19 protein-coding genes are annotated in these 25,315 nt (G+C 47.9%); 7 read left to right on the top strand and 12 right to left on the bottom strand.

Going from position 1 to position 25,315, the window contains the following annotated elements:
• Positions 1-534 precede the first annotated feature (534 nt).
• From MEALZ_RS02215 to MEALZ_RS02205, 3 genes are all read right to left on the bottom strand, one after another.
• On the bottom strand, positions 535-2,355 hold the full coding sequence (locus MEALZ_RS02215) for a multicopper oxidase type 3 (RefSeq protein WP_014146959.1): 1,821 nt from the start codon (positions 2,353-2,355) through the stop codon (positions 535-537).
• A gap of 37 nt (positions 2,356-2,392) precedes the next feature.
• The gene (locus MEALZ_RS02210) at positions 2,393-3,352 is read right to left on the bottom strand and encodes a multicopper oxidase domain-containing protein (protein ID WP_014146958.1); all 960 of its coding nucleotides are present in this window, start codon (positions 3,350-3,352) and stop codon (positions 2,393-2,395) included.
• Between the two features lie 1,100 nt (positions 3,353-4,452).
• The gene (locus MEALZ_RS02205) at positions 4,453-4,794 is read right to left on the bottom strand and encodes a DUF2956 domain-containing protein (protein ID WP_014146957.1); all 342 of its coding nucleotides are present in this window, start codon (positions 4,792-4,794) and stop codon (positions 4,453-4,455) included.
• 104 nt (positions 4,795-4,898) lie between these two features.
• Here MEALZ_RS02205 and MEALZ_RS02200 point away from each other — a divergent pair, with 104 nt between their 5' ends.
• The gene (locus MEALZ_RS02200; protein ID WP_014146956.1) at positions 4,899-5,753 is read left to right on the top strand and encodes a RibD family protein; all 855 of its coding nucleotides are present in this window, start codon (positions 4,899-4,901) and stop codon (positions 5,751-5,753) included.
• 57 nt (positions 5,754-5,810) lie between these two features.
• Here the strand turns inward: MEALZ_RS02200 and MEALZ_RS02195 are convergent, their stop codons facing one another.
• The 5 genes from MEALZ_RS02195 to MEALZ_RS02175 form a co-directional block, all read right to left on the bottom strand.
• The gene (locus tag MEALZ_RS02195) at positions 5,811-6,077 is read right to left on the bottom strand and encodes a hypothetical protein (protein ID WP_014146955.1); all 267 of its coding nucleotides are present in this window, start codon (positions 6,075-6,077) and stop codon (positions 5,811-5,813) included.
• Between the two features lie 342 nt (positions 6,078-6,419).
• A complete protein-coding gene (locus tag MEALZ_RS02190; RefSeq protein WP_014146954.1) occupies positions 6,420-7,469 on the bottom strand; it encodes a type I glyceraldehyde-3-phosphate dehydrogenase in 1,050 nt (349 codons plus the stop codon).
• Positions 7,470-8,057: 588 nt separating this feature from the next.
• Complete coding sequence (locus MEALZ_RS02185; protein ID WP_014146953.1) at positions 8,058-9,002, bottom strand: GGDEF domain-containing response regulator; 945 nt, start codon at positions 9,000-9,002, stop codon at positions 8,058-8,060.
• A gap of 300 nt (positions 9,003-9,302) precedes the next feature.
• Positions 9,303-12,749, bottom strand: a complete 3,447-nt coding sequence (locus MEALZ_RS20540; protein WP_048481310.1) for a PAS domain-containing hybrid sensor histidine kinase/response regulator — start codon at positions 12,747-12,749, stop codon at positions 9,303-9,305.
• A gap of 266 nt (positions 12,750-13,015) precedes the next feature.
• Positions 13,016-14,758, bottom strand: a complete 1,743-nt coding sequence (locus MEALZ_RS02175; RefSeq protein ID WP_014146951.1) for an oxygenase MpaB family protein — start codon at positions 14,756-14,758, stop codon at positions 13,016-13,018.
• Between the two features lie 477 nt (positions 14,759-15,235).
• Here MEALZ_RS02175 and MEALZ_RS23890 point away from each other — a divergent pair, with 477 nt between their 5' ends.
• Positions 15,236-15,610, top strand: a complete 375-nt coding sequence (locus MEALZ_RS23890) for a transposase (RefSeq protein WP_162473000.1) — start codon at positions 15,236-15,238, stop codon at positions 15,608-15,610.
• 124 nt (positions 15,611-15,734) lie between these two features.
• On the opposite strand, the gene MEALZ_RS02165 is transcribed toward MEALZ_RS23890, so the two are convergent.
• The 3 genes from MEALZ_RS02165 to MEALZ_RS02155 form a co-directional block, all read right to left on the bottom strand.
• On the bottom strand, positions 15,735-16,673 hold the full coding sequence (locus MEALZ_RS02165) for a divergent polysaccharide deacetylase family protein (protein ID WP_014146948.1): 939 nt from the start codon (positions 16,671-16,673) through the stop codon (positions 15,735-15,737).
• 15 nt (positions 16,674-16,688) lie between these two features.
• Positions 16,689-18,005, bottom strand: coding sequence for a S41 family peptidase (locus tag MEALZ_RS02160; RefSeq protein ID WP_014146947.1), 1,317 nt, complete (start codon positions 18,003-18,005; stop codon positions 16,689-16,691).
• A gap of 201 nt (positions 18,006-18,206) precedes the next feature.
• Entirely contained in the window at positions 18,207-19,400 is a 1,194-nt protein-coding gene (locus MEALZ_RS02155; protein WP_014146946.1) for a murein hydrolase activator EnvC family protein, read from the bottom strand.
• Between the two features lie 551 nt (positions 19,401-19,951).
• Between MEALZ_RS02155 and MEALZ_RS02150 the strand changes: the two genes are divergently transcribed.
• The 5 genes from MEALZ_RS02150 to MEALZ_RS02130 all read left to right on the top strand — a co-directional run bounded on the left by MEALZ_RS02150 (position 19,952) and on the right by MEALZ_RS02130 (position 24,109).
• Positions 19,952-20,266 carry an ArsR/SmtB family transcription factor gene (locus MEALZ_RS02150; protein WP_014146945.1) on the top strand — a complete coding sequence of 105 codons (315 nt, stop codon included), beginning with the start codon at positions 19,952-19,954 and terminating at the stop codon, positions 20,264-20,266.
• Positions 20,267-20,317: 51 nt separating this feature from the next.
• A complete protein-coding gene (locus tag MEALZ_RS02145) occupies positions 20,318-20,758 on the top strand; it encodes a rhodanese-like domain-containing protein (protein WP_014146944.1) in 441 nt (146 codons plus the stop codon).
• A gap of 65 nt (positions 20,759-20,823) precedes the next feature.
• A complete protein-coding gene (gene secB, locus MEALZ_RS02140; protein WP_014146943.1) occupies positions 20,824-21,294 on the top strand; it encodes a protein-export chaperone SecB in 471 nt (156 codons plus the stop codon).
• A 6-nt stretch (positions 21,295-21,300) separates the two neighbouring features.
• A complete protein-coding gene (locus tag MEALZ_RS02135) occupies positions 21,301-22,299 on the top strand; it encodes an NAD(P)H-dependent glycerol-3-phosphate dehydrogenase (RefSeq protein WP_014146942.1) in 999 nt (332 codons plus the stop codon).
• Positions 22,300-22,606: 307 nt separating this feature from the next.
• A complete protein-coding gene (locus tag MEALZ_RS02130; RefSeq protein ID WP_014146941.1) occupies positions 22,607-24,109 on the top strand; it encodes an IS1182 family transposase in 1,503 nt (500 codons plus the stop codon).
• A 254-nt stretch (positions 24,110-24,363) separates the two neighbouring features.
• Here the strand turns inward: MEALZ_RS02130 and MEALZ_RS02125 are convergent, their stop codons facing one another.
• Entirely contained in the window at positions 24,364-24,834 is a 471-nt protein-coding gene (locus tag MEALZ_RS02125; RefSeq protein WP_014146940.1) for a tRNA (cytidine(34)-2'-O)-methyltransferase, read from the bottom strand.
• Between the last annotated feature and the right edge of the window lie 481 nt (positions 24,835-25,315).

The following is a 25,315-nucleotide window of genomic DNA, read 5'->3' as shown; positions in this document are numbered from 1 at the left end:
TCATGTGCCGCCCGGATGAAATGAAACGGAATTCGGGAATTTCGAAGCACGGACTTCCCGTAATTCGCTTTTACTTCGTACGGGCTACGCGAAATGCTTTGCTTTATTAAAAAGTATTTGCCTTTTGGGTTTCTGCTTTCCGAAAGGCTGTGTATGCTGTTACCCAAGCTCCAGCTTGGGTAACCTGTTCAGGAAGCTCTAGCTTCCCGATAATCAAGAAAGATTGAACGAGCGAGCGAGTCGGGGGTGATTGAGAATGCGCGGAGGTTGTGTCGGTCTCAAGAAGCTGGAGCTTCCGGTGTGTCTTTCCCAAGCTGGAGCTTGGGAAAGAGCGTGATGTGGGTTGGCCGTTTTTAGTTTGACGCGCATGGCTTGCGAACCCCGCCCTGCTAAGGATATGCTGATCTTTGGGCTTTAGCTGAAGAAACTTGCTAATCAGGTAACTTCATGCCATCCATGGCGTTATGCAAAATCGAGATTCACGGCGACCTTTGACGGCCCACCTGTGCCGAATTTTGATCTGCAATCAGCAAATCAAATCCCTTTTTGTTCCTTGGTCAATTGCTTCAACCAGCCTTCCACTTGCGGACTCAACTCTTTTTTTCCGCTTAACTTCAAAGTTTGCGCCAAATAGCCGTGTTCAACCAACGGCAACGGCAACACGCCCTGCCCGCCCATGCCGTTATGGGCTTTTATGCTGCTATCTTTGTCATCGGCCAATAAAATACTGCCGGCCACCTCGAGCTTATCCATATCCACAACTAACAGATTATTAGCGAACTTGCTGGCAACATAAGCATAGTAACCGCCGCCTTTTTTCATGCCGAAATGAACGCCATGACAACCCGCCTCGCAAGGCAAGCTTTTAACGACTTTATTCGTTGCGGTATCGACAATCGTGATACTCATGCTCAAGGTATTCGCGGTCACTACATACTTACCGTCAGGACTAACCGGCGTCTGTATCGGCAACAAGCCGTATGCCTCGCCGCTGATTTTTCCCGATATCGGGTCGTAATCGGCGGCCAGATCGATGTCGGACAATTTCTTTTTGCCCGGAATGTCGATGACTGTCAAACTGCTTAACATAGGCGGCGTACCCAATAAGTTGGCGGCGTAGGCGCGTTGCCCGTCAGGCGTTCCCCACACCGCGATCGGAATGACGCCTCCGGTCGGAATCATAGTATTTTTTTCAGTGTCGAGGTCGACGACCGACACGCTACTTGCCAAGGCATTCGGGGTCACCATATATTTTCCGTCATCGGTAATAAAATGCCCATGAGGTCCGCTATTTTTCCCGGTGCTGATGCTTTTGATTGCCGCGGGGCGGCTACCGCCTTTCATTTTAACGACATGTTCGCTATTGTTGATCGCGACATACAGATTATCATCGCCGGGACGTGTCAAGACATGCGATGGCGATTCACCGACTTCGACGTTACTGGTCACTTTACCGCTTTCGCGCTCGAAGGTCATCAGTCTTTTATCGAACCATTGCGTCTGATAAATATACTGATAGCGCTTATCGGACCACATATTATGCGGGTGATTCAAATCTTGCTCGACACCCTTGACTTTGTTGACCAATTTCCAGTTAGCCGCGTCGATACGGGTCGCCGAACCGGGTTTGGTTTTCCCTTCGATCATTTCGAATTGGGTGTTCACCCAAACCTCGCCGACACCAGGCGTTTTGGGATTGAACAACTTATTCGGCATGGACAAGCTCAATGCGCTGAGACTGATGGTTTGGCCTTTGATATTCAAGGGTATATCCGGAAGGTTCACTTTCCATTCCGGCTCCCGATAATCGCGCCATAAGTCCGGCGTGGTAACCACGAAAAAGGTACGCAGCAAACGCTTGGCGATATCGCTATCGGCCGGCACTTTTACGCCGGTTACCAAGGCCAGTTCGGAACCGATATCGAGACCTTCGGTTGCCGGATCGTCGACCACGACGGCGCCGAACATATACGGATGAACTTTACAGGTAAAGACATAAAGCCCCGGCGTGTCCAAAGCTTTAGTAATACTCACGTTAGACGGCTGGTCTTGATCGATCGGAAAATCCTTCGCTCCCGCCGGCCAAAGCAAACTGGTTATGGTGTGTTCCGTTCGGGTATCGCCCATTTTTATTTGAACCGCTTGCCCCGGCTTTAACACCACTAAGGCATCACCGTCGACCGGATCTTTAAACCACAAACCGGGCTCGTCGGTCATCTCCAAGGTTGCCGATGGCATCAACCCCGGCGTACTTAGGACAGCATCATCCAAATCGGCTTTAGCCGCCTGTACATTCCAACTCAGGATAATACCGGCAACCATCGTTGCTAAATAAGTTTTTTTGTAGCTCTTCATGATATTCACCTTCCAATTTTTGTATTTTTTTTACGGATTAATTTCGAGCCGATTCGAATACTTTGAATGCTCCCATCATGCCGCTCTGCATGTGTTGTAATACATGGCAGTGATAATGCCACATGCCCGGACCGACGCCTTCGCCGGCCTTGACTACGAACGATTCGCGTTGAATCGGCCCGATATTGAAGGTATCGACGATATGTGTCGTACCGGGTTGAATCCAGCGATGGGCATGAAGATGAAAGGTATGAAAACCTGTGCCGATACCGATGACGTGAAAACGAACCAGATCGTTCTCACGAGCGCCAAGAGTGGGGTTAGTCCAAAGCGGTACCTGACGATTCACGATATTATTGACTTCCATGCCCCAGAACGTGGTTTCATTCATCCACAAAATAAATTCCCGCTTAATGTCTTTTATAGCCACGTTTTGGACTTTGCCGTCGATCAGAGCCGGTACCTTGCCGCTTTTCGGATTGATAATCAAAGTTCCGTATAAACCTTTATCCTCGGCACCTAGCATGGGATTGCCGAAAGTATGATCATGATAAGGCCAAGCACCGGCGGTGCCGGCTGCAGCCGTCCATTTATAGGTGTAAGGTTTGCCGGGAAAGGCGGCTTGGTCATTGACGTGATTGAGTATTTTCATGGTTCCGTCACTGTCGATTTTGTAATGTACGCCATGAACGTGAATACTAACCGGATCGTTAGAGCCCTTGATGCCGTGTTCCAAGGTAACTTCCGCTTTATCGCCTTCGGTCATGACGATAGCCGGCCCCGGTATCGATGCCTCCTGACTGTAACGTTTCGTGATGTCTTCGACTTTACCGGAAGGGCTTTTAATCTTGTGCTTGACCATTTGATAGGCTAATTGACCGGAGTCCAGAGCCACCGCTTTCAGTGTGATCGAATGAACAGACCCCGTCTCGGCTCCAGCAAGCATGGAAATTGCCATCAATCCGGCAAACATAGAGACTGCTATTGTTTTATACATATCGATTGCCTCATTGAGTTAAAAAGCTACCGAAGACTTGTTGCTTTGCATTAACAAATAAGGAATAAGCCGCTAAGCCTAAGTATTAGCAGTTGTTAATTTTCAGTCTTCGACACATTGGTCGATATCACAATCGGAAAGCAAGAATTCGCCTTCTAAAATCCCCGATATCGAAGCCTGCGACTTCCATTAACCGAAACATCCGACAATCGAATGAAAAAGTGGTTATTAACCGGATATTCGATTTATGAAAGTCGCGAGGCAGGGTCACTATGGCACAACAATGTAACTTATACAATATATATGATTTATAAGTTACCTATCGATTCGATACTTTTATAGCCTTTCGCATACGCAGCAGTAAAGCGAGAAACTTTTTGGCAGTGCTTGTTTCTAAGGATTTCGCGATAAATAAAGCCCTGTAACTATGAGCTTTGTTAAGGGGTCGGTAACTCGTGTTCGGCGACAATGAGACGCTTTTACGATCAGATGGGAGTATGTAACCGCAAGGTTACTTTTGTGTATTTCGTGATTTGCGTGGGGTGATTGCCGAATTTAGGATAAAAGGCGTGGGATTTGCGTATTATGACAAGCGGAGGACCGTGGAAGCTTGAAAAACAGACCTTAACAATTCGTAACTATTCAGCGCATGCGGTAGGTTGGTGTCAGGCATGACTTATGCTGAATAATTACAACAATTCCTGATTAGCAAGATGATTCAGCTTGCTGAAGCCAATTGTCCGAGTCGTGGCCAGTCGTAGCCACTTCTGCGGGACGGGTTATTTAACCCGTCCCCAACGTTTCGGTTTGCCCTAAACATTTCGGCTGACTTCGGCCAAAATCAAAACGTTTAGGACGGGGTTTCAAATCCCGTCCTGCTAGGGATCAATGCCATTAAGTTAAGCCGTTCGTGGTGAGCCTGTCGAACCATGGACGGCTTAACTTATCGACTCGGACTTTTCCGTTCACCCTTCGACAAGCTCAGGGCGAACGGAAAAGTCCTTAACTTAATGGCAGTGCCTGCTAGGGATATGCTGGTTTTTGGGCTTTAGCTGAAGAAACTTGCTAATCAGGTAACAATTTATAGCAAGAGCGCTCGCCTACTGTTGGAAACCAAAAAAATAAAATCCCCACCCCAACCAGCTCAGAACCAATAATAACCAAGGCAACCAATGTTGCCGATAAACGATCCGCTCAACAGTAGTCTGATTTTCAGACCCGGAAGAATCCGATTGTTGATCGGAAACTTTCTTGAGCTTCCGGCTCAACTCTCTCGCCTTTTCCTTTTGCTGCTTTTTATAAAGATCGATACCTTTTTCAATACCCTGGGCGATCAGCTTGGTTTGTTCTTTGGTTTGTGCCGGACGCTGTGTTGCCTTGGCGATTTTCAGCGCCTCCGCTTGAGTTTCCGGCGACGGTTTTTGCTTAATGTTTTTGGCCATTTTCTGTTTTCCTTGTTTATAGGATTAAGCGCCAGGTGTAGGCTGTAAGGGATAAGGGATAAGCGACAGCCTTAACTTGCGATTAAGAAGTATTACGGTGAATCATGACTCGAACCGACTCAACAAAAAAACTCTTACGTCTTTATCCCGTCCCATCCCAGGAAATAGCCATCAATGGCTTGTATTTAGCGCATAGAGCTCATGAATTAGGCCGTCCGGGATTGCCCTTCGTCTATGCTAACTTTCTTTCCAGCTTAGACGGGCGTATCGCTCTTGAAGATATTGATAAAGGCCTTTCTTTTATACCGAAGCATTTAACGACGGATTCCGATTTCAGTTTATTCATGGAGTTGCATGCACAAGCCGACTGTCTGATAACACATGGCGGCTACATGCGCGCATTGGGCGAAAAACGATTAGGCAATATTTTGCAGGTCACGGACAAAGATTTGCTCGAATGGCGACGCATCAACGGTTTACCCGAGCAACCTGCAATCGTTATTGCTAGCGCCAGCTTGAACTTTCCCATCCATAGCAGTCTGCTGGAAACAAAACAAACAGTTTATATCGCCACCGGAAGAAATGCATCGCCCGAACGCATTCGCTTTTGGCAAGCACAAGGATTTCCAGTGTTATCGGCCGGCACCGACAGGATGGTCGAAGGCACGCCTTTACTCAATATATTGGCAAGCCTTGGGCTCAAAAGTATTTATCTGATTGCCGGCCCGAAAATGCTTGATACCGTAGTTCGGGACAAACAATTATCGAGGCTGTATTTGACGCTCACCCATCAATTGATGGGTGGCAATGATTTTCGTACCTTACTGACCGGTTCTGCATTAGGACAAGTAGGAAATCTAAAACTCGAATCGCTATTCCTGGAATTGGGCTCTCCCGCCGGCGCAGGTCAGTTTTTCGCCCAATTCAGTCTGCCCTGTTGCTTTGTAACAGGAAAGTAAATTTGTTGCTAGCCGGAGTACGCGCCAAGCAACGATCCGGCGCCTCAACCCAATAGCCTACTCCGATAATCTATCTTTAATACGCTGGTAAGTAGATTTCAATTCTTCGCCGATCACTTCCGCCTTTTCGATCAATCCTTCCTTACTCCCGCTGGCTTCCTTGCTAATTTTGTTCAGCTCGGCTAAAAAATGATCTCTTTGCTTTTCGGCCCGATCCCATTCCTGCTTGGATTCCAAGCTTGCCAAATGGAGTTGAACCTTAACCTCGTCCCTTAATTGCTCCAAACCCTCGGCAAATTTATTTAATTCTTGTAGTAAGCCCATAATAACCTCATTAAATTACTTGGTTAATCAATTACATCAGTCGATCAAGATTGGACTATACCCCGACTCTTAAGATCAATCCAACCTTATCGCTTCAAGCCATGGCTTTCTTCGGTCGTGATCTATACCTTTCGCACTTCAAATTTCGGCAGTGCCTGAGGAGGCGCCAGGATGTGCGGCAAAGGCTTTGCCAGCATGGAGCTGGCATAGAGCCTACAGGGATGTATTCACCCAGCCCCTAAATTCCATAGCCCATCGGTCATGGTTAATAGTCTTACTAATTTAGGGGCTGGGTCCTTTGACGAACACCCTGGTGCCGAATTTTGATCTGCGATGGGTATATCAAAGACCGCCACGGTTCAACACGCCTAATACGTCAATCACGCGCGAACAATAGGCCAATTCATTATCGTGCATCAACGAAAGCCCCAAGTGTCGGCCATTACTAAGCGACAAATGATTCATTACCAAGACAGCCGAATAGGGTAGCCCGAGATAATCGATACTGGCTTTTTCATGTCCCCAGGCTCCGTAGTCACAATGAATTATCCCTGCCATATCGGTCCGGGCATGATGTTCGAACAACTCCATGCACTCTTCGCGCGTCGTATCTCTCGATAAATTGGCGGTCAGATCGATAACTGAAACGATTGCGGTGGGAATTCGATACGAAAGCGAATCGAGCTTACCCTGGAGTGCCGGTAGCACCAACGCAGCCGAATGGGCGACATTGGTCTTGGTCGGCAAAATCGACACCGCACTGGATCTACCGAGATGAGAAGTCGCATGATAACCGTCTAGTACACGCTGATCGGATAGGGCGGGATGAATGGTAATGATTCTCGCGTAATCGATGCCGATATGTTTTTCCAGAATCGAAAACAACGGCACTAACGCATTACCGGTACAAGTACTCGCCGAAATGACATGATGCCGAGCCGGGTCGTATTGATTATCGTTGACGCCATAGACCATACTCAAATCACAACCGGCTATATTGGTGGTACAAACGACTTTTTTTGCGACTTTATGTTTAATGATCGAGCGCAAATCTTCGATAGTGGCGGTACCGGTCGCATCGAACAATACATCGAGCTCATACTTACGCAGATGCCCGAAGCTGTCTTCCTCCGGCAAAGCACGGCGCCTATCGACTCGTTGGTAATGTATCGTCTTACCGGCCACGATCAAGTTATTGCCGTCGCAGTCGAGGCTAAAGGGAGGATTGCCGTAAGTGCTATCGTGCGACAATAAATAAGCGACCTGATCCACCGACATCACGTCGCACATGACTTGGATATCGAAACGCCCGGAGGTCAGTTCGGCGTAATTTGCACGCAGCATGCCTCGACCTATACGACCGAGACCGACAATACCAACTCGTAAACTCATCTTACCCCCTTTGTTATTATTATGATGTCTACCGGTCTTGAATTAGGCTATATTCGCGTTAGCAGTTGAAACGGTCCTCTTTCCTACTCTAAATAAACCCATTAGGAAATAGCCAATGATTGCTTTCCGATACACTGAGCGTAGCAGAGGGTACGATTACTCGCTTGACAGGACGCCGTGAATACGTCCATGTAGGCTTGACGGCAGCTCCCTGCTGCCGACACCTGTCAATCGAGCAACCGTACCCTCCTTTCAACCATTGGCGTGATATTGAAAAAAGGAAAGTTACTAAGAGTTGTATCCTTGGCTTTCAGTTCATAAAGTATCAACTATTAACGCGAACATAGCCTTGAATTATATACCTTTCGCACTTCAAATTTCGGCAGTGCCGGAGGAGGCCTCGGGGTGCTCGGTAAAGGCTTTGCCAGCATGGAGCTGGCATAGAGCCTACATGGACGTATACACGGCGTCCTTTGACGGGCACCCCGAGGCCGAATTTTCATCTACGATGAGTATAAACACATAGCCCAAAAGCCGGTAGACAGCGCGCCCATTAGCCATATCCATATTACGTTTGCTTATAGACGATCAATTCGATACCAAAGGGGCTGTATCATCGGCAATGACCACTTGGTTGCGTCCACTCTGTTTGGCTTGATAGAGCGCGATATCGGCTCTTTTTATTATCGAATCCGGAGACTGATCGTCATCGCGCAATTGAGTCACACCGCAACTGACCGTAAACGAAAGGGCTTTATTGCCGGATTCGATTGTTGTCCGGGCAATTTGCATGCATAAGCGGTTCGCGATTTGCGAGGCTTCGGCCAATGGTGTTTCCGGCAACAAAATCGTAAACTCCTCCCCGCCGAAACGGCTGAAAGTATCGTTTTTTCGAAGCATCGTCGTACTGACTTTAACCATTTCTATGATCACTTTATCGCCGATGTCGTGCCCATAGTTATCGTTAATGCTTTTGAATCGATCGATATCGAATACCATCAAAATGCTGGGATGCCGATATCTTTGCACGCGTTCGAGCTCTTTCTTGAGCGCGTCCAAAAAATAACGCCGATTATAAGCACCGGTTAATGGATCGCTCATTGCTAATTGTGTCAAGCGGGTATTGGCTTCTTTCAATGCCGTCGTCAATCGTTGCAATTTTAATTGATGCCTTACCCTTGCCTTGACTACGGCCGAGGCAAAGGGCTTGGTAATGTAATCGACAGCACCGAGATTCAAGCCTTTTTCCTCGGTTTCGGCATCGGGAATACCGGTAATAAAAATAACCGGAATGTCAGCTGTGGTCTGAGATTGCTTTAAATGCTCCAACACTTCGAAACCGTTGAGCCCAGGCATCGAAATATCCAGCAAAATCAAATCGGGTAAATTCGTGCCTGCTATTTTCAAGCCTTCTTCTCCGCTTAACGCAAAAATAATATTAGCCTGCGATTTCAATAGCCTTGACAGTACGACGATATTTTCCTTGGCATCGTCGATGATCAGTATCGTTTGCATGGTATCGGGCTCGGTCATGGTGTTATACCTTTTTAGGAGGCTATGTTCGCGTTAGCAGTTGTAACGTTTCTCTTTGCTACTAAATAAACCATTTAGGAAATAGTCTATGATTGCTTTCCAAAACACTGAGCGTGGAAGAGGGTACGATTACTCGCTTGACAGGACGCCGTAAATACATCCATGTAGGCTTGACGGCGGCTTTCCCTGCCGCCGACACCTGTCAATCGAGCAACCGTACCCTCCTTTCAACCATTAGCGCGAACATAACCTTTTAGGATTCGGCTGCTCAGGATTGTGAATGTGTCATTAGCGTTAAACTTAAATCGACGTACGTAAACGGTCCCTCAATTCTTTAACGCAATCGGCAGCCACGGCAAACTCAAGATCCATCAAATAATTTTTTATTATTGCCAATTCTTGAGCATATCCGCCGCCCATCCGGAGCTCCAGCTCCTCTAAACAATCTTCTGCCTGCCAATTATTCGCTTCCAGAAAATCGATCAAACGCCCGCACAATGTCACGGTTTCATTGACAACCTCGGTTGTCATTTCCGAACAATTCCGTGACTCTTCGACGAGACCTGGAGTAGCGCTTAGCTGTCGCCAACCGTCCATTTCCTCGACAAATCGATTCATTTCGTAAGCAAAATTAGAGAGTGCTTCAGCAACCATCGACGCGTCCGACTGCCGCAACTCAGATTCTAATTGAGCGGCGGTCTCGAAGACTTTCAAAATATGGAGATTGCCGGCAACGCCTTTAATAAGATGCGCTTTATCGGCTGCATTTTCCGGTTTTTCTTCGACTAACATCCCCGCGATCGAATCCGCTGCGCTACCCTGTTCGTCTGCGAATTTAAGCAAGAGTTTGAGTAATAGAGACTCGTCGTCCTGCAATAAACGCAAGGCAGATTGGACATTAACGGTCTCAAGAGAAGCCAGTGCAGGCAAGCATTGACTCGACTCCATTGTCGGCGCCTGGTTTTCAGGCAATACGGGGGACTCATGATCCCCGCTCAATACTGTCCATCGGGCCAGTTTTGAAAATAATTGTTCGGGATCGATCGGCTTACCGATGTGATCTTGCATACCGGTCGCCAAACATTGTTGCCGGTCCGATTCAATCGTATGCGCCGTCATCGCTATAATGGGCAACTTATCGAAACGCGAATCCTTACGCAGAATCGTCGTCGCTTCATAACCGTCCATTTCCGGCATCTGCAAATCCATCAGCACGGCATTATATATCGGCTCGTCGGCAGTTTGCCGAAGTAGGTTTACCGCTTCCAATCCATTGTTGACAATATCAACGACAACACCGGCACTTTCCAAAGTTTTGCGCACAACCTCCTGATTGATTTCGTTGTCTTCGACAATCAATACTCGAATCCCTCGTACCGCTGCTTCGAAAAATAGTGCGTTTGCCGTATCGTGACGGTTTTTAAGGTTTTCAATCAATGCCTCCTTACCGCAAGCATTTAAGATCGCATCCATCAGACAAGACGGCGTACTCGGCTTATTCATCAGCGTAATATTGGCGAATTGTCCCGATACCTTCTTGATACTCTCGGCTTCGAGCGACGAAACATTGATGATGATCGGTGTCTTTTTCCCGAACGCACTCGTTTCCAAAGCTTTAAGAATATCCGCCTTATCGGCATCACTCATTTTCCAATCCAGCAAAACCAATTCCAGCGTGGACTGCTCGGAATCTTGGTGTTCCCGCAATATGTCCTGTAATTTCATTTTTCCGAGAGAACACAGAGTCACATTAAAGCGCAAATCGCGCAGCATCGTTTCGAATATCCCGCATGCTGTTTCATTTTCGCAGATCAACAATACATGCCAACCTTCCAATTCAGCCGGCATATGATCGACTGACTGACTATCGGGAACGACATTCAACGGCAGTGTAAAATAAAACTCGCTTCCGGCGCCTTCGGCACTGACGACACCGAGTTCTCCGCCCATCATTTCGACCAAGTGTTTACTGATCGTCAAACCTAAGCCTGTCCCGCCGAAATGGCGTGTCGTCGAACTATCGGCTTGCGTAAATGATTCGAAAATCCGGCTTTTTTGCTTTTCGGACAAGCCGATTCCGGTATCCCTGACGCTAAAGCGCAATTGATCGTCTCCTTCGGTTTTGACCGAAATAACGACTTCGCCTTGTTCGGTAAACTTTATGGCATTGCTGCACAAATTGGTCAGCACTTGAATCAAGCGTAACGAATCGCCGATCATGCATAATGGCACCCCCAGCCCGCGGTCGATCAACAAATCCAAATGTTTCTCAGCCGCGACCGGTTCTAACATCGAGCCGATATTTTCCAATACCGCATCCAAATTGAATTCGACATGCTCGACATCGAGCTTACCCGACTCGATTTTAGAAAAGTCCAAAATATTATTAATAATGCCGAGCAGATTTTCCGAAGATAGCTGAACTTTGTGCAAATAATCCCGTTGTACTTCATTCAGTTCCGACTTAAGCACCAGACGATTTAGACCGATGATCGCATTCAGCGGCGTCCGGATTTCATGGCTCATATTGGCCAAAAATTCGGCCTTAGCTTTTGCCGAGACTTCCGCAGCCAATTTAGCCTTGGCCAATTCTTCCTCCGATCGCTTGCGGGCAGTCACATCCATGACCAAGCCTTCCCAAATAATATCGCCGTTATCCTGTAAATGCGGTCTGGAAGCGGCATGAAACCATTTCCATTCGCCGTTGGCCGTCATCTGGCGTGCTTCGAAATTCCAAGGGGATAAATGAATCGCGGAATCCAGAACGCTACTTTGAAATCCGGGCAGATCGTCCGGATGTATCGTGTGTACAATGGGCGTAGCGTCATTGGCGACAGCGGCAGGCTCGACGCCGAATATTTCCTTACAGCCTCGGCTTGCATAAGGAAATGAAAAAACACCCTCCGGCGTCATCCTAAATTTATAAATGAATCCAGGTACATTGGACGCCAATCGCTCGTAGCTGGCATTTTGAGCCTCCAACTGACGCGCTATTTTGATTTGCTCGGTTATGTCGACAAAACTGACCAAATATCTAGCTAAACCTTGCCCGTGAGCTTGCAAGGGTGCCGATGTCATACGCACATGCAGCGACTTTCCGGCTAGATTTTCAAATTCGCATTCGGTTTCGGACCTTTTCTTTCTTAACACATCCCAAACCCTGGTTAAATGCGACTTTGCCGGCGATATGATTTCAAGAAGAGGAACATCAACCAGATCCGCCTCTGCACCGCCGACCAACTTACATAACGCCGGATTGGCAAAACGAATCACGCCCAAATCATCCAGCAAGCAAACACTTTCCCCCAAACATTGCAAAACACTTAACACATCGCTTTGTGCTAATGTAGCGTTATTGCTTTGCTCTAAGTATTTGGGCCACAGATGAAATGCCACAAAACTCAATCCGGAAACTTCGACGCATGACACCGACACGGTATATTCCATACGGATTCCTTTGCTATGCCGCCAAGACAAAGGAAAAATTGGAAGATAGCGATCATTTTCGATAAGCGGCCACCACTCTTCCCGCCATTTATCAACATCGAGCGACGGAATTAAACGATCCAATGACATACCGCTCAATTCGTCATCGGCGTAACCGAAAGTCTGTAAAAAGCGCTCATTGGCATAGCCGATAGCCCCTGAGGCGTCGACCCATAAATTAGCAACGGGTGCTTGCTCAAAGGCGGCTAATTTAGCGGCCAATTTGGGCAACTGGCTCCAAACCGGTTTGTGAACAGGCATTTGCAACAATTACTCCACTGAATAAAAAGACAAAGAAACACTGATGACGCTAATTGGTAACATATCGGATTTTTTAACCACTTAGGAATACAGCCAATTGTCCGAGCAGTGGCCAGTCGTAGCCACTTCTTCGGGACGGGGTTGCAAACCCCGTCCTGCTAGAGGTCAATCGAGCCACCAACCCCCCTTCCAAAACAGTTATTTAAGTTATTTCATGCTCGTTCCTAAGGAACATCTGTCGGATCCGAATTAGCCGTGTTCTATTGTTACCGATAGGCGCTAAAAAAATCCTCGTTATCCGGCCTCATCTTGAATACGACCGGCAGTCTGAACTGCATCCATGCTAGCGAAATACCCCATGACGACACTGCAACGATCAAGGTCGCTTTAAATGCCGCCCATCCCGAAACCAAACCGATCGGCACCGACGCCATCAGTCCAAACATCGCAATGATCAAGAACAATAAACCAATACCGATATTCGCGAATAATTTACGTCGCCATTGCCGCAATAGACTTAAAAAGTCTTCATCGATTCCCGGAGCGCGCACCCATGTCGAAGCATCGGCCGGCACGAAAAACGGCTTTCGACTATAACCGTCCTGCCAACTGTCGATCAATAACTCGCTGGCCTCATGCATACGGTTAACGGTCAAACCGCCAAGATACTTGAATCGTTTGAATACCTTCTCTCGCATGATCAAATAGCCGCGAAAAGATTTTGCAGCGACTTTATATATCGGCCACCGCCAAAACTTACGCGTTTCCTTGATTAGCGTTTCATCTAAAATGAAGGATGCATGCTCCATCCCTAGTTGATTGATGATCATCGCAGCCGAGAGCCGGTGCGCTAATCCCGGTAGATGAGGCATGTAATCGCCAAGAAAGCCCATCAGCGCGTCGGTCAGAACGACTCCCTCATCGGAAGGTCCTGCTTGCCTCTGCTGTATCGTCTCATAAAGAGCTAGCGCCTCATCCCATTTATCGGTCAATAACGTCTGATCGACGCCCATGATGTAGCCGATCAAACGCCATAAATGCAGAAAGGCCTCTTTTTGCTCAAGGCTAAGCGGTAACCCCCAGGTTTCAAGCCCCCTCGGGATGACCAATCCGAAGGTCAGCAAGGTATAGGCTAAATCCTCTTGATTGACCGGGACGCCGTATCGTTCGGTGTCCCATGGCGATTTTCGGTGACTCATGGTTTCGGCCAACGACTGAGGGTTCTCTTTATTGCCCCAGGCCCGGCAGGCTCCTGGCTGAGTCAGCATGAAACGCATTGAAGCATGTAAAAAACGGACTTTTTTGGCGGCAATATAGCCTTTGCCCCATAAATAACGCTTAGGTTTACCGCGTAATTTCTCGATTTCCGCCCGGATTAATGCGGGATCGATCGGTGTTTTCGAATTTCCAGCCGTCCGGCAACAGCATCGTCCCTGTCGCTGCCACTGTCCCTCGCTATCCAGTTTTTGTAAAACTTCCAGGAGTAATCGATCGTCCTCGAATTCGGCATCCTCGACAATTTTGATACCGCCCTGATCCATCGTCGCGGCCAGCATCAACCCTGTTTCATAGATTCGTTGAAATATATATTTTTTCTCGCGCAGCTTTTCGGTTTGGTAGAGCGCCGGAATACCGTTTTTCATCAAATAACACGCCGGCAGACTAGCGGCATATAATGTGATGAGGGTGATCAACGTATTCTCCTGCCATAGCTTGGCGCCCATAGCCAGCTTAGCCGAGTCGACCCAATCGGGCACCTCCATCGGATCGTAGTAATCTGCCAATGGTTTCGGCATCGATTTCAACTGGCGGCTCAACCTGGAGTCCTCGATGATCGACAATTCCGGCACTTCAATTAATTTGTCGGCCAGCAAAAGTAACGCATTGTATGCGAACCTGCCGGACGATTCGCCTTGCTGATCGGACAACACTTTGGCGACCAAGCGATCGACGTCCGGATCGCCGATTTGCCGGTAGGCATCCAAATCGGTCGATTGCCATTTCTGCATAAGCATCACCCCCAAAAATATCTAAGTTATTGTTTTTATTAAAAAATATAAGAATCGGCATCGAACACCGGACTGAAAAGATGCCGGCTAACCCCAATGGCGCCAACTTAAGTAACGTTCATGAAGGTCCAGCAACCGCCAGGCAAATGAAAGTGCAAACTGTGGTGGGTACGGTCACTCGCCCGACAGGACCCAGCCCCTAAATTAGTAAGACTATTAACCATGACCGATGGGCTATGGAATTTAGGGACTGGGTGAATACGTCCATGTAGGCGTCGGCGGCAGCTATCCCTGCCGCCGACGCCTGTCGGTCGAGCAACCGTACCCTCCTCGGAACCTGTGTTGTTTTTCATAAAGCGGCAAATGCACCATAGAATGAGCGCTAAGTTGGCGCTTATGCCGGCTAACCCCCCTCGCTCAACCGTTCCTATCATAGCCTATGATTCAAATGTTGACATAAAAGGGATATCCATTTGAATTCGCCATTATGGCGCGCGGTGGAAAATCGAATCCGGATTTAAAGAGCTCAAGCAAGACATCGGCAGCCAAAAATGTCAGTGCCGCAACGCCCAGGCCGTGATCAACCACCTGCATTTCTGTATGATGGCCACCACCATCACCTGGATATATTCCGACCGCATCAAAGCGGATCCGCAGCGTCGGCACCAGGCCAAGGGGCGAACTAGTTTTGCCTTTTCCGATGTCCGACGCCTCATCGCCGAAGCCTCGCTCAGTGAGAATTTTGACAGGGTTTGCCAGCATGGAGCCTACATGGACGTATTTACCCAGCACCTAAATTCCATAGCCCATTGGCCATGGTTAATTGTCTTGGATAATTCATCCAGCACCTAAATAAGCCATGATTTTGAATCATTGCCAAAGACCTATGGAATTTAGGTGCTGGGTTCACGGCGTCCTTTGACGGGCCCCGGTGCCGAATTTTGATCTGCGATGGGTATATCGTAATCCTTGACTATTAGAATAGATCAAATTCTCGGACCTTTATCTTGTCATTTGCTATTTGAACGCTTGGTTTTAAAGGTATTGCCCTAATCCGTATTGGCTTATGTTGCCTTCTTTTCAAGGGTTCCATCGCTTTTTGCTCGACTATTTGAACAGGCAATTTGCGCTGTTTAACCGGAAATGCCCGAGGACTGGGGTATTGCGCTAATAGTGCCGAAACCGGTACTAATTCGACTCCGATTCGATCCAAGTCCGACAATTTTTCCCGTAAAACCTTTAATGTATTCACTCTCGGATGCCCAATCGCCACGGCATGACCACGCCGTTTAGCGATCGAAATAAGCAATTCGAATTGTGCGCGGATCTTAATTTTCGAACCCTCATGATCCAAAAAAACATCCCGACTCAAAGCGGGGACTCGATGAGCATCCGCCACTTTTTTGGCTACCGAGTGATCGGTCGTCACACTGTCGACAAAATACAAAGCATCGGGCTTCCTCGCTAAGACCTCCATTAGCCATCCCATCGTTACCGGATCACGCGTCAGGGCGCTGCCCATGTGATTATTGACACCCGAAATACCCGGAACAGCCGCCAATTGCGCCGAAAACCGACGCACGACCTCATTGCGATCCAACGATACGGTTAACCCGCCTGCCCCCATAGGCTTATCGCTTAGTGCCTGCATCGGCGCATGTAACATAATTTCCTTACCGCGACGCGATGCAAGTAATGCCAACCGCCTGGAATGCAAAGCAAACGGCAAAAACGAATATGTGATATTACCGGGCAATCCGATTGCGGCAGTACCGGTTTCGAGACTATTGCCCATATCGTCCATAATAATGGCGATGCGCGAACGTTCGTTTAACTCTGCCGCGGCCGGATGCAAGGCAATAAAAAACCCCGACATCCCAAAGATTAATAAACCAATGAAATGCCGGGGTCTCATGCGCCAGTCGAAACGTTAATTCCGCAAAATTGCGATCCCTTTCAGCAACATCAAGGCTTCATGAAGCGGATAATCGGTAATTTCCAATTTGCTTTTCTCTTGATCTTGCTCTGTATCCTTTGACTCCGGCTTCTTTTTAGACCGGTTGCCGTTAGTTAAATGGCGCGACAAATCGGCTTCTTTGACCGGCTTAAAGTCAGGTCCCTCTACCGATTCCAACTTATAGCGAGCCAATTGTATATCCGGCTCGATACCTTCGGCCTGAATAGAGCGGCCCGAAGGCGTAAAATAACGCGCGGTGGTCAACTTGACTGCCGCTCCGCCACTAGTTGGCAAAACAGTTTGTACCGAACCTTTACCGAACGATTTCTCGCCCATGATGACCGCTCGCCGGTGATCCTGTAAAGCACCGGCTACGATTTCAGATGCCGAAGCGGATCCGGCATTGATCAACACCACAATAGGCGCGCCATCGAGCACATCGTCCGGAGAGGCATTGAAGCGCATCTCGGAATTTTCAATACGTCCTTCGGTATATACGATCAAGCCTTTATCAAGAAAAGCATCGCTTACATCAACGGCTGCATTTAGGACACCGCCGGGATTATTGCGCAAATCCAGTACTAATCCTTTTAGTTTTCCATCGTTTTCCTTTTCTAATTCCGCCATAGCCTTGCGTAAACCTTCTCCGGTTTTAGATTGGAAGCTGCTGATTCTCAAATAACCGTAATCTTTTTCAAGAAGCCGGTTTCTAACGCTTTTAACCTTGATAATGTCCCGGATGATCTCAATTTTCAACGGCGCTTCCTCGCCTTCGCGCATAATGGTCAATACTATTCTGCTACCCGGATCACCTCGCATCAATTTTACGGCATCACCAAGAGACATCCCTTTAACCGGTTGATCGTCTAAGCGGACAACCAAATCTCCGGCCCGCACTCCGGCTCGTTGAGCCGGCGTATCATCAATCGGCGATACGACTTTGACAAAACCGTTTTCCATTGTGACTTCAATGCCCAAACCGCCAAATTGTCCCGTTGTACCTTCTTGAAGCTCCTTGTACTGATCGCCGGTCAGGTAATCCGAATGCGGATCGAGCCCGATCAACATGCCGCGAATTGCATGTTCGAGCAACTGTTTGTCTGTTACCGGTTCGACATAATCGCGCTTGATACGTCCAAAGATTTCGGTAAAGGTACGAAGGTCCTCGAAAGGCAGCACCTCGGTCTCCGATGATCGACTACCGCGTTCAGCCAGGACATTACCGCCAACGCTGATAAAAATGCCCAGGAACATTCCCAGAACCAAACCCCATAAACTTTTTTTCTGCATAGCCCTAAAAACTCCAAACTTCTGATTTCCGATTTAAATAATACATTTAGTAACTATTCAGTCCCCCGGCAATTATCGTTCCCACGCTCTGCGTGGGAATGCCTGAGTACCGCTCCAGCGGTACGAGACGCTAGAGCGTCTCGGTCTTCACTCCCACGCTGGAGCGTGGGAATGATAGAGGGATATGAATAATTACTACATTTATCCTGTGCGATCCTGATCTGTTTTGCGGCACCACCGAACCGGATCGACGGGCTTGCCATTCTTGCGTATTCCAAAATACAGCCCCGCCTTACTTCTACCGCCGCTTTTACCGACCGAGGCAATCACATCGCCTGGAGCGACTCGGTCGCCGACCGATTTATAAAGGCTTTGGTTGAACGCATAGAGCGTCATATAACCATTGCCGTGATCGATGATCGTCAACAAACCATAACCTCTTAGCCAATCGGCGAATACAACCTTGCCCGCAGAAACTGCTCTTATTTCCGTACCTTCGCCCGCACCGATCAAAACGCCGTCCCAACGACTTCCCAACCTGGGGCTACCGAATTTTTTCACTAATTGGCCTTTAACAGGCCAAGGCAAGTCTCCTTGCGAGGATGCGAAAGGCTTAACAGGCCAATCGACTGGCTCTTGCTGCTTTATGACCGGTTTTCCAGGTTCCGGTTCAAACGGCTGTTTAATCGCCGCTTGTTGTAAACCATTAACCAATTTTTGTAACCGAGCCTCGCCTTCCCGCAATTGACTCAATCGAAGCTTGCTGGAGGAATAATCTTTTTCAAGACGGACCAGTAATTCTTTCCTTTGCAACCGGCTTCGGTCCAATGCCTCTTGCTCGGTTTTTTTTAACTGCAAAGTCTGCTCGAGTAATTGACTTTCCTTTAAGTTTTCCCGTTCCAGCTCGGTGAGCTCTATGACCGTTTGGCCGATTCCTGTCAATTTCTCCAGCCTCGCTTTATTTAGATAGTTATAATAAACCATAATACGGCTGGATAAAGCCGGATCTTCTTGGTTTAGCATCAACTTCAACTTTTCCTTCCGACCCATCGCGTAAGCGGCTTTAACTTGATTACTTAACCCTTCATTTTGTTCAGCAATTTCAAGTTGCAATAAACGCGTTTTTTCGCGCAAATCTTTAATTTTTCGTTGCTTGCTATCGATCTGTCCTTGCAATTGTTTTAGGGTTGCGACGGTCTTACCATAATATTTTTCAATTTCCGCCAGCTGCATCAACAATGCGCCCTGCTCTTTTTCAATCCGCTTTATATTCCGATTGACGGCATCGATTTCGGCTTGAATTTTAACCAAGTCCCGATTTTTTTCTTCCGCTGCAACCTGAACAGCTAAACCGCTCAGCGCTAACCAAGCGAAGCCGACGAAAATTTTATTCATAAAGCCGTTCAAGCCTCTGTAAATAAGGATCTTCCCGTCATTCCAAACGGCGGCTGCATGCCCATACTCGTTAAGGAATGAACATAAAATAACTTCGACAATTGTTGGAAAGGGGTTTGGCGACTCGATGGGCAGGTGCCGGCGAGGATAGCAGCCGTCAAGCCTACATGGACGTATTCACAGCGTCCTGTCAAGCGAGCGACCGAAACGCCGCAAAGCCTACTACTTGTAGAGGTTATTTTGTGCATATTCCTTAGCTAGTTTTTGAGTGTATAGGGAGTCGCTTCATGCCCGTTTTTAATGGCGTGTTTGTCGCAATCAGTCAAAATGATTGAAAAGCGCCGCTCATTTTGTTAGATTTACTGGCTATTTGAAATTCACTGTTAATAGTCAGATCCGGCTTGTCACTATAATTATAGTAATACACGTTAGCAAATGTTGTGTATAAATATACTTCGCGGTCATATTTGCAGCTTTTAGGGCAACCGATCGAAGTCTAATTCTCGACACCCCTGAGCCCACACTGCTTGGTTTTTAAGAATCGATACTCCATGGATCATGACGAAGATCATCTAATCAATAACGACGCGGAAATTGACCGGGCTGCTCGCTGCCTGAAAGCTATGTCCCATCCCCTTCGTTTAAAAATACTCTGTGTACTCGGCAGTGAATCGATTAACGTTCAGGACATAGTCGAGCAAGTCGGAACCAGCCAAAGCAACATCTCTCAGCATTTGTCTATTCTAAGAGAAAAAGGCATTTTAGGCTCTAAAAAAGAAGCCAACCGGGTTTTTTATTACATCGACGACGAACGCATGCTTAAACTCATTAAAATGATGCGTGACGTTTTTTGCACCACTTGCTAAACCAACTGTTTTTCCTTCACCTTAATTTCTAATTACCTTACCAATCACCCAATGGATCGTTTAATAGAGTTCATCTTAAATCATTATTTATTGTCGCTGGCACTAGCAGTCGTCACCTTCCTGCTGATTCAAGACTTATTTGAGAGCCTGTTCAATAAATTCAAAGCACTCTCCCCTTTATTGGCAGTCGTAAAAATGAATGCCAGCGACGCGATCATCATTGATGTTCGAGAGCCGCATGAATTCATTAAAGGCGCTATCGAAAATGCCATCAACGTTCCGCTCGCCAAACTGGAAAACCAACTTGGCGAACTCGCTCAACACAAAGACCACCCGGTCATCGTGGTCTGTCAAACGGGAACGCGCTCCGTACCGGCTTGCAAAACCTTAACCAAGGCCGGCTTCTCAGATGTTTACAACATCATCGGCGGCATGCAATCTTGGGAAGAAAACAAACTCCCTATTAAAATCGCTAGTAAAAACAAAAACTGATTTTCCTAGCTTTTTACGACATAAAGTTAAAATTTTTCTATTCATAAAAACAGGACTTAAAACCCATGGCCGAAGAAAACAACCCCGCAGAAAAGCATTTCTCGATTCAAAAAATTTATACCAAGGACATTTCGTTCGAAACACCGAATTCTCCGAAGATTTTTACCGAAAAATGGGAACCGAAAGTCGATTTCAATCTTGGCACTAATGTACAAACCTTGGAAAACGACATGTATGAAGTTTCCTTGACCGTAACCGTCACGGTCAAATGCGGCGAATCAACCGCTTACTTGGTTGAAGTCTGCCAAGCCGGCATTTATGCCTTGAAGGGATTTAGCGAAGAAGAAATGGGGCCGATGGTCGGCAGCTTCTGCCCCAATATATTATTCCCTTATGCACGCGAAGCTGTTTCGGACCTGGTTGCCAAAGGCGGTTTTCCACAACTGCTTCTGGCCCCGGTCAACTTCGATGCGCTCTACGCTCAGCACTTACAACAAGCCAAACAGCAAGCTCCCGGCTCAAATAAGGTCAACTAAAGACTTATGACCTCAACTATCAGCGTACTCGGTGCCGGGTCATGGGGCACTGCTTTAGCGATACAAGCAGCCCGAAACGGCTATCGTACGCTGCTGTGGGGACACGATCCAATCCATATTCGAACACTACAACAGAATAGAACCAATCAGCGATACTTGCCCGGTTTTGTTTTTCCCAACACCCTTGAAACCAGCTCTGAACTTGCCGAAGCCGCAGCATTCAGCGACTTAATCCTGATTGCCGTTCCTAGTCATGCATTCAAGGACACGCTGATCAAGCTACGTCGATTTACCGGCCAACAGGTGCAAATCGCCTGGGCTACCAAAGGGTTCGCACCAAACGACGGGTATTTGTTACATTACTCGGTCGAACGCATATTTTCCAAAGAGACTCCGACTGCGGTTTTATCCGGTCCGACTTTTGCCCGCGAAGTCGCGGCCGATTTACCGACGGCAATTACAATTGCATCTAATCATGCCGGCTTCTCTGAACTATTAACCCGAATCTTCCACAGCGCACGATTCCGCACTTACACCAGCACCGACATGATCGGCGTACAAACCGGCGGCGCGGTTAAAAACGTATTGGCTATCGCCTCGGGCATTGCAGACGGTCTGAATTTCGGCGCCAACACACGCGCCGCACTCATTACACGGGGACTCCATGAAATAATCAGGCTCGGCTTAGAACTCGGCGGCCGACAAGAAACGTTCATGGGCCTTGCCGGACTCGGCGACTTGATTTTAACTTGTACCGACAACCAATCAAGAAACCGGCGCTTCGGACTTGCGCTCGGACAGAACAAAAATCGCGCCGCAGCCCGTGAAGAAATCGACCAAGAAATCGAAGGCGTGTCGGCTGCAAAAGAAACTTATTTACTTGCGCAGACCCACGGCATCGACATGCCGATTACTGAACAAACCTACAAAGTACTCTATGAGAGCTTATCGCCGCTGGCTGCCGTGCAAAACCTATTGGACCGCGAATTAAAAGCCGAAAGCTAGCTAAATTTTTACAAATTCACTGTCTACGGTCTATGATTTTGTAATGGTGAATGGTGAAAAGATTTTATGCTGTTACCCAAGCTCCAGCTTGGGTAACCTATTCAGGAAGCCCTAGCGTCCCGACAATCAAGAAAGATTGAACGAGCGGGCGAGTCGGGGTTGATTAAGAATGTGCGGAGCTTGTGTCGGTCTCAGGAAGCTGGAGCTTCCGGTGCGTCTTTCCCAAGCTGGAGAGACTGTGAAAGTATTATTGCAGTCCATACACTATAATATATATTACTTAACCACTACCCGTTAACAAACCGCCATGTCATCCCGCCGCTATCATCGCGCATTAAACCGCCAGCAAGACATGCTGTTGCCGCTTTGTATTGATGACTATGTTAGTCAGAATAATCCAGTGCGAGCCATTGATGCCTATGTCGATACGTTGGACTTGTATGTCTTAGGTTTCAAAAACACCGAGCCGGTCATTGGTGCCGGGCAGCCGGCTTATGATCCGGCGGCGTTATTGAAGCTGTATTTGTATGGCTATTTGCAAGGTATTCGCAGTAGCCGTAAATTGGAACGAGAGACCACTCGCAATCTGGAAGTGATGTGGCTGATCGCAGGCTTACAGCCTAGCTACAAAACCATCGCCGACTTTCGCCAAGGCAATAGCGATGCCTTAAAGGCGGCGAACCGCGATTTCCTATTGCTGTGCAAAGAACTCACGCTGTTCGGTGGCGAACAAGTCGCCGTCGATGGCAGCTTTTTCAATGCCAACGCCAGTAAAGCGGGGATTTACACCGAAGATAAACTCAACAAACAGCTTGAAAAGTTAAGCCGGAAAATCGCCGACTACCAACAAGCCCTCGCCGAGCAGGATTCCGCCGATGACCGAGCCAGCCTAGGCAGCCTGGTTGAGGATGAACAGCTGCCAGCAAAGCTTGAGCAATTGCAAACTAAACAAGCCGAGAAAAAAGCCTTGCTGCAACAGCTCAAAACCAGCGGCGACAAACAAGTCTCCACCGTCGACCCCGATGCCCGCTTGCTGACCAAACGCGGACAAACCGTTTCCGGCTACAATGTCCAAATTGCCGTGGACGACCGGCACAAACTGATCGTGGTCGACGAGGTCACACAAGCCGGTAATGACGTTCATCAGCTGGCGCCGATGATGGCAAAGGCGCAAGAGACCTTGCAGTCCGAAAGCCTGACCGGGCTTGCCGACAGTGGTTATTTCGAAGGCAACCAACTGAAATCTTGCGAAGACCAAAACACTCCCGTATATGTGGCCATACCCGATAAGTCGAAAGCCATCGCCGCGAAGGGACGCTTGACGCGCGAGCAGTTCAGCTACGACCCGGAACAAAATGCCTATTGTTGCCCACAAGGCAAGCTATTGACTGTCAGCGGCAAAGCCCATCAAAAAAACGGCAAATGGATGACCGGCTACAAAAGCAAGCCCGCCGACTGCAGCCAGTGTCCCCTACGCGAACACTGTTTAACCGAAAAAGCCACGATCAAACAAATTCAGCGCTGGGAGCATGAAGACGTCATCGAACGCCACCGCCAGCGGATGGAACAACAACCGGGCATCATGAAGAAACGCGCGGCCTTGGTTGAGCACCCCTTTGGTACGCTCAAGCATCGCGCGGGCATGAACCACTTCTTGATGCGAGGCTTGGAAAAGTGTCGAGGCGAATTTAGCCTGATGGTTTTAGCCTACAACTTCACGCGCCTACTCACGATTCTCGGTGCTGACGCGCTGAGGGATTATTGCGTCCGGAGACCAGGAAATACGCTAAAAAACATGGAATATGCATAAAAAATGACGGATTTTGGCTGGTTGGCTTAAATAAAAACGATGCCATAGGCAGCAAAACCTGAATTTTCAAAAAAATGCCGCGCTGGGCAACCTGAGAGCCGCTTAGATTTGGAATACTTTCACAGTCTCTGGAGCTTGGGAAAGAGCGTGATGCGGGTTGGCTGTTTTTAGCTTGATGCGTATGACCTCAAACCCCATCCTTCGATCTACGCCGGCGCTTGGGACTTAGTCTCACCTGCGCAATGCTAACCAGCTTATTTGATTAACGCTCCGACAAACGACTGTTGCCGCCAGGCTTCATACAATACAATCGAAACGGTATTGGATAAATTTAAACTACGACTATCGGGCTGCATCGGTAAATACAGTAATTTGTCCCGTTCCATCGTTGTCAAAACCGAGGCGGGCAGACCGCGCGATTCCGGTCCGAACAAAAACGCATCTTTCGGCTCAAAACCTACCTCACTATAGACTTTGCGCCCCTTGGTTGATAATGCAAACAACCTTGGCGGTTTGCGTTGATCGACAAAATCGGCCAACGAACCGTAAACACAGACATTTGCCCATTCATGATAATCCAAACCGGCCCTGCGCAGTTTTTTGTCATCCATATCAAAGCCCAACGGCTCGATTAAATGCAAACTCGCACCGGTATTGGCGCATAACCTAATGATATTACCGGAATTCGCCGGTATTTCAGGCTCATAGAGCACGATATCAAACATTAACGACACTTCCTTGCAACAAAAACGGCAATTAAGCCAACTTCTCTTTAGCCGGCACCTAAATCCAGCCACCTAAATTCCATAGCCCATTGACTATGGTTAATTATCTTGGATAATTTAGGTGCGGGGTTCACGGCGTCCTTTGATGGTCACCCCGGCGCCGAATTTTGATCTACGATGAGTATAATTACTGTGAAAGTTCGTAGATTTGTGTTCTTTATCTAATTTTTTGATATGCAAATCTCCGTTCTGGCAATTCCGGTTCCGAAGAGGGTGCGGTTGCTCGACCGACAGGCGTCGGCGGCAGGGAAAGCCGCCGTCGAGCCTACATGGACGTATTCACGGCGTCCTGTCGGGCGAGTGACCGCGCCCACCACAGCTCGCACTTTCATTTGCCGGGGAGATTGCCAGGTCTTCATGAACGTTAGGTACTGGATTTACTGCGTTCCTTGACAAGCAGATCCCACGTCTAAAATTTTAA

The organism is Methylotuvimicrobium alcaliphilum 20Z (genome assembly GCF_000968535.2).
GTDB lineage: Bacteria > Pseudomonadota > Gammaproteobacteria > Methylococcales > Methylomonadaceae > Methylotuvimicrobium > Methylotuvimicrobium alcaliphilum.
Note: the sequence above shows the minus strand (reverse complement) of the source record. Positions and strands in the feature narration are given on the sequence as shown.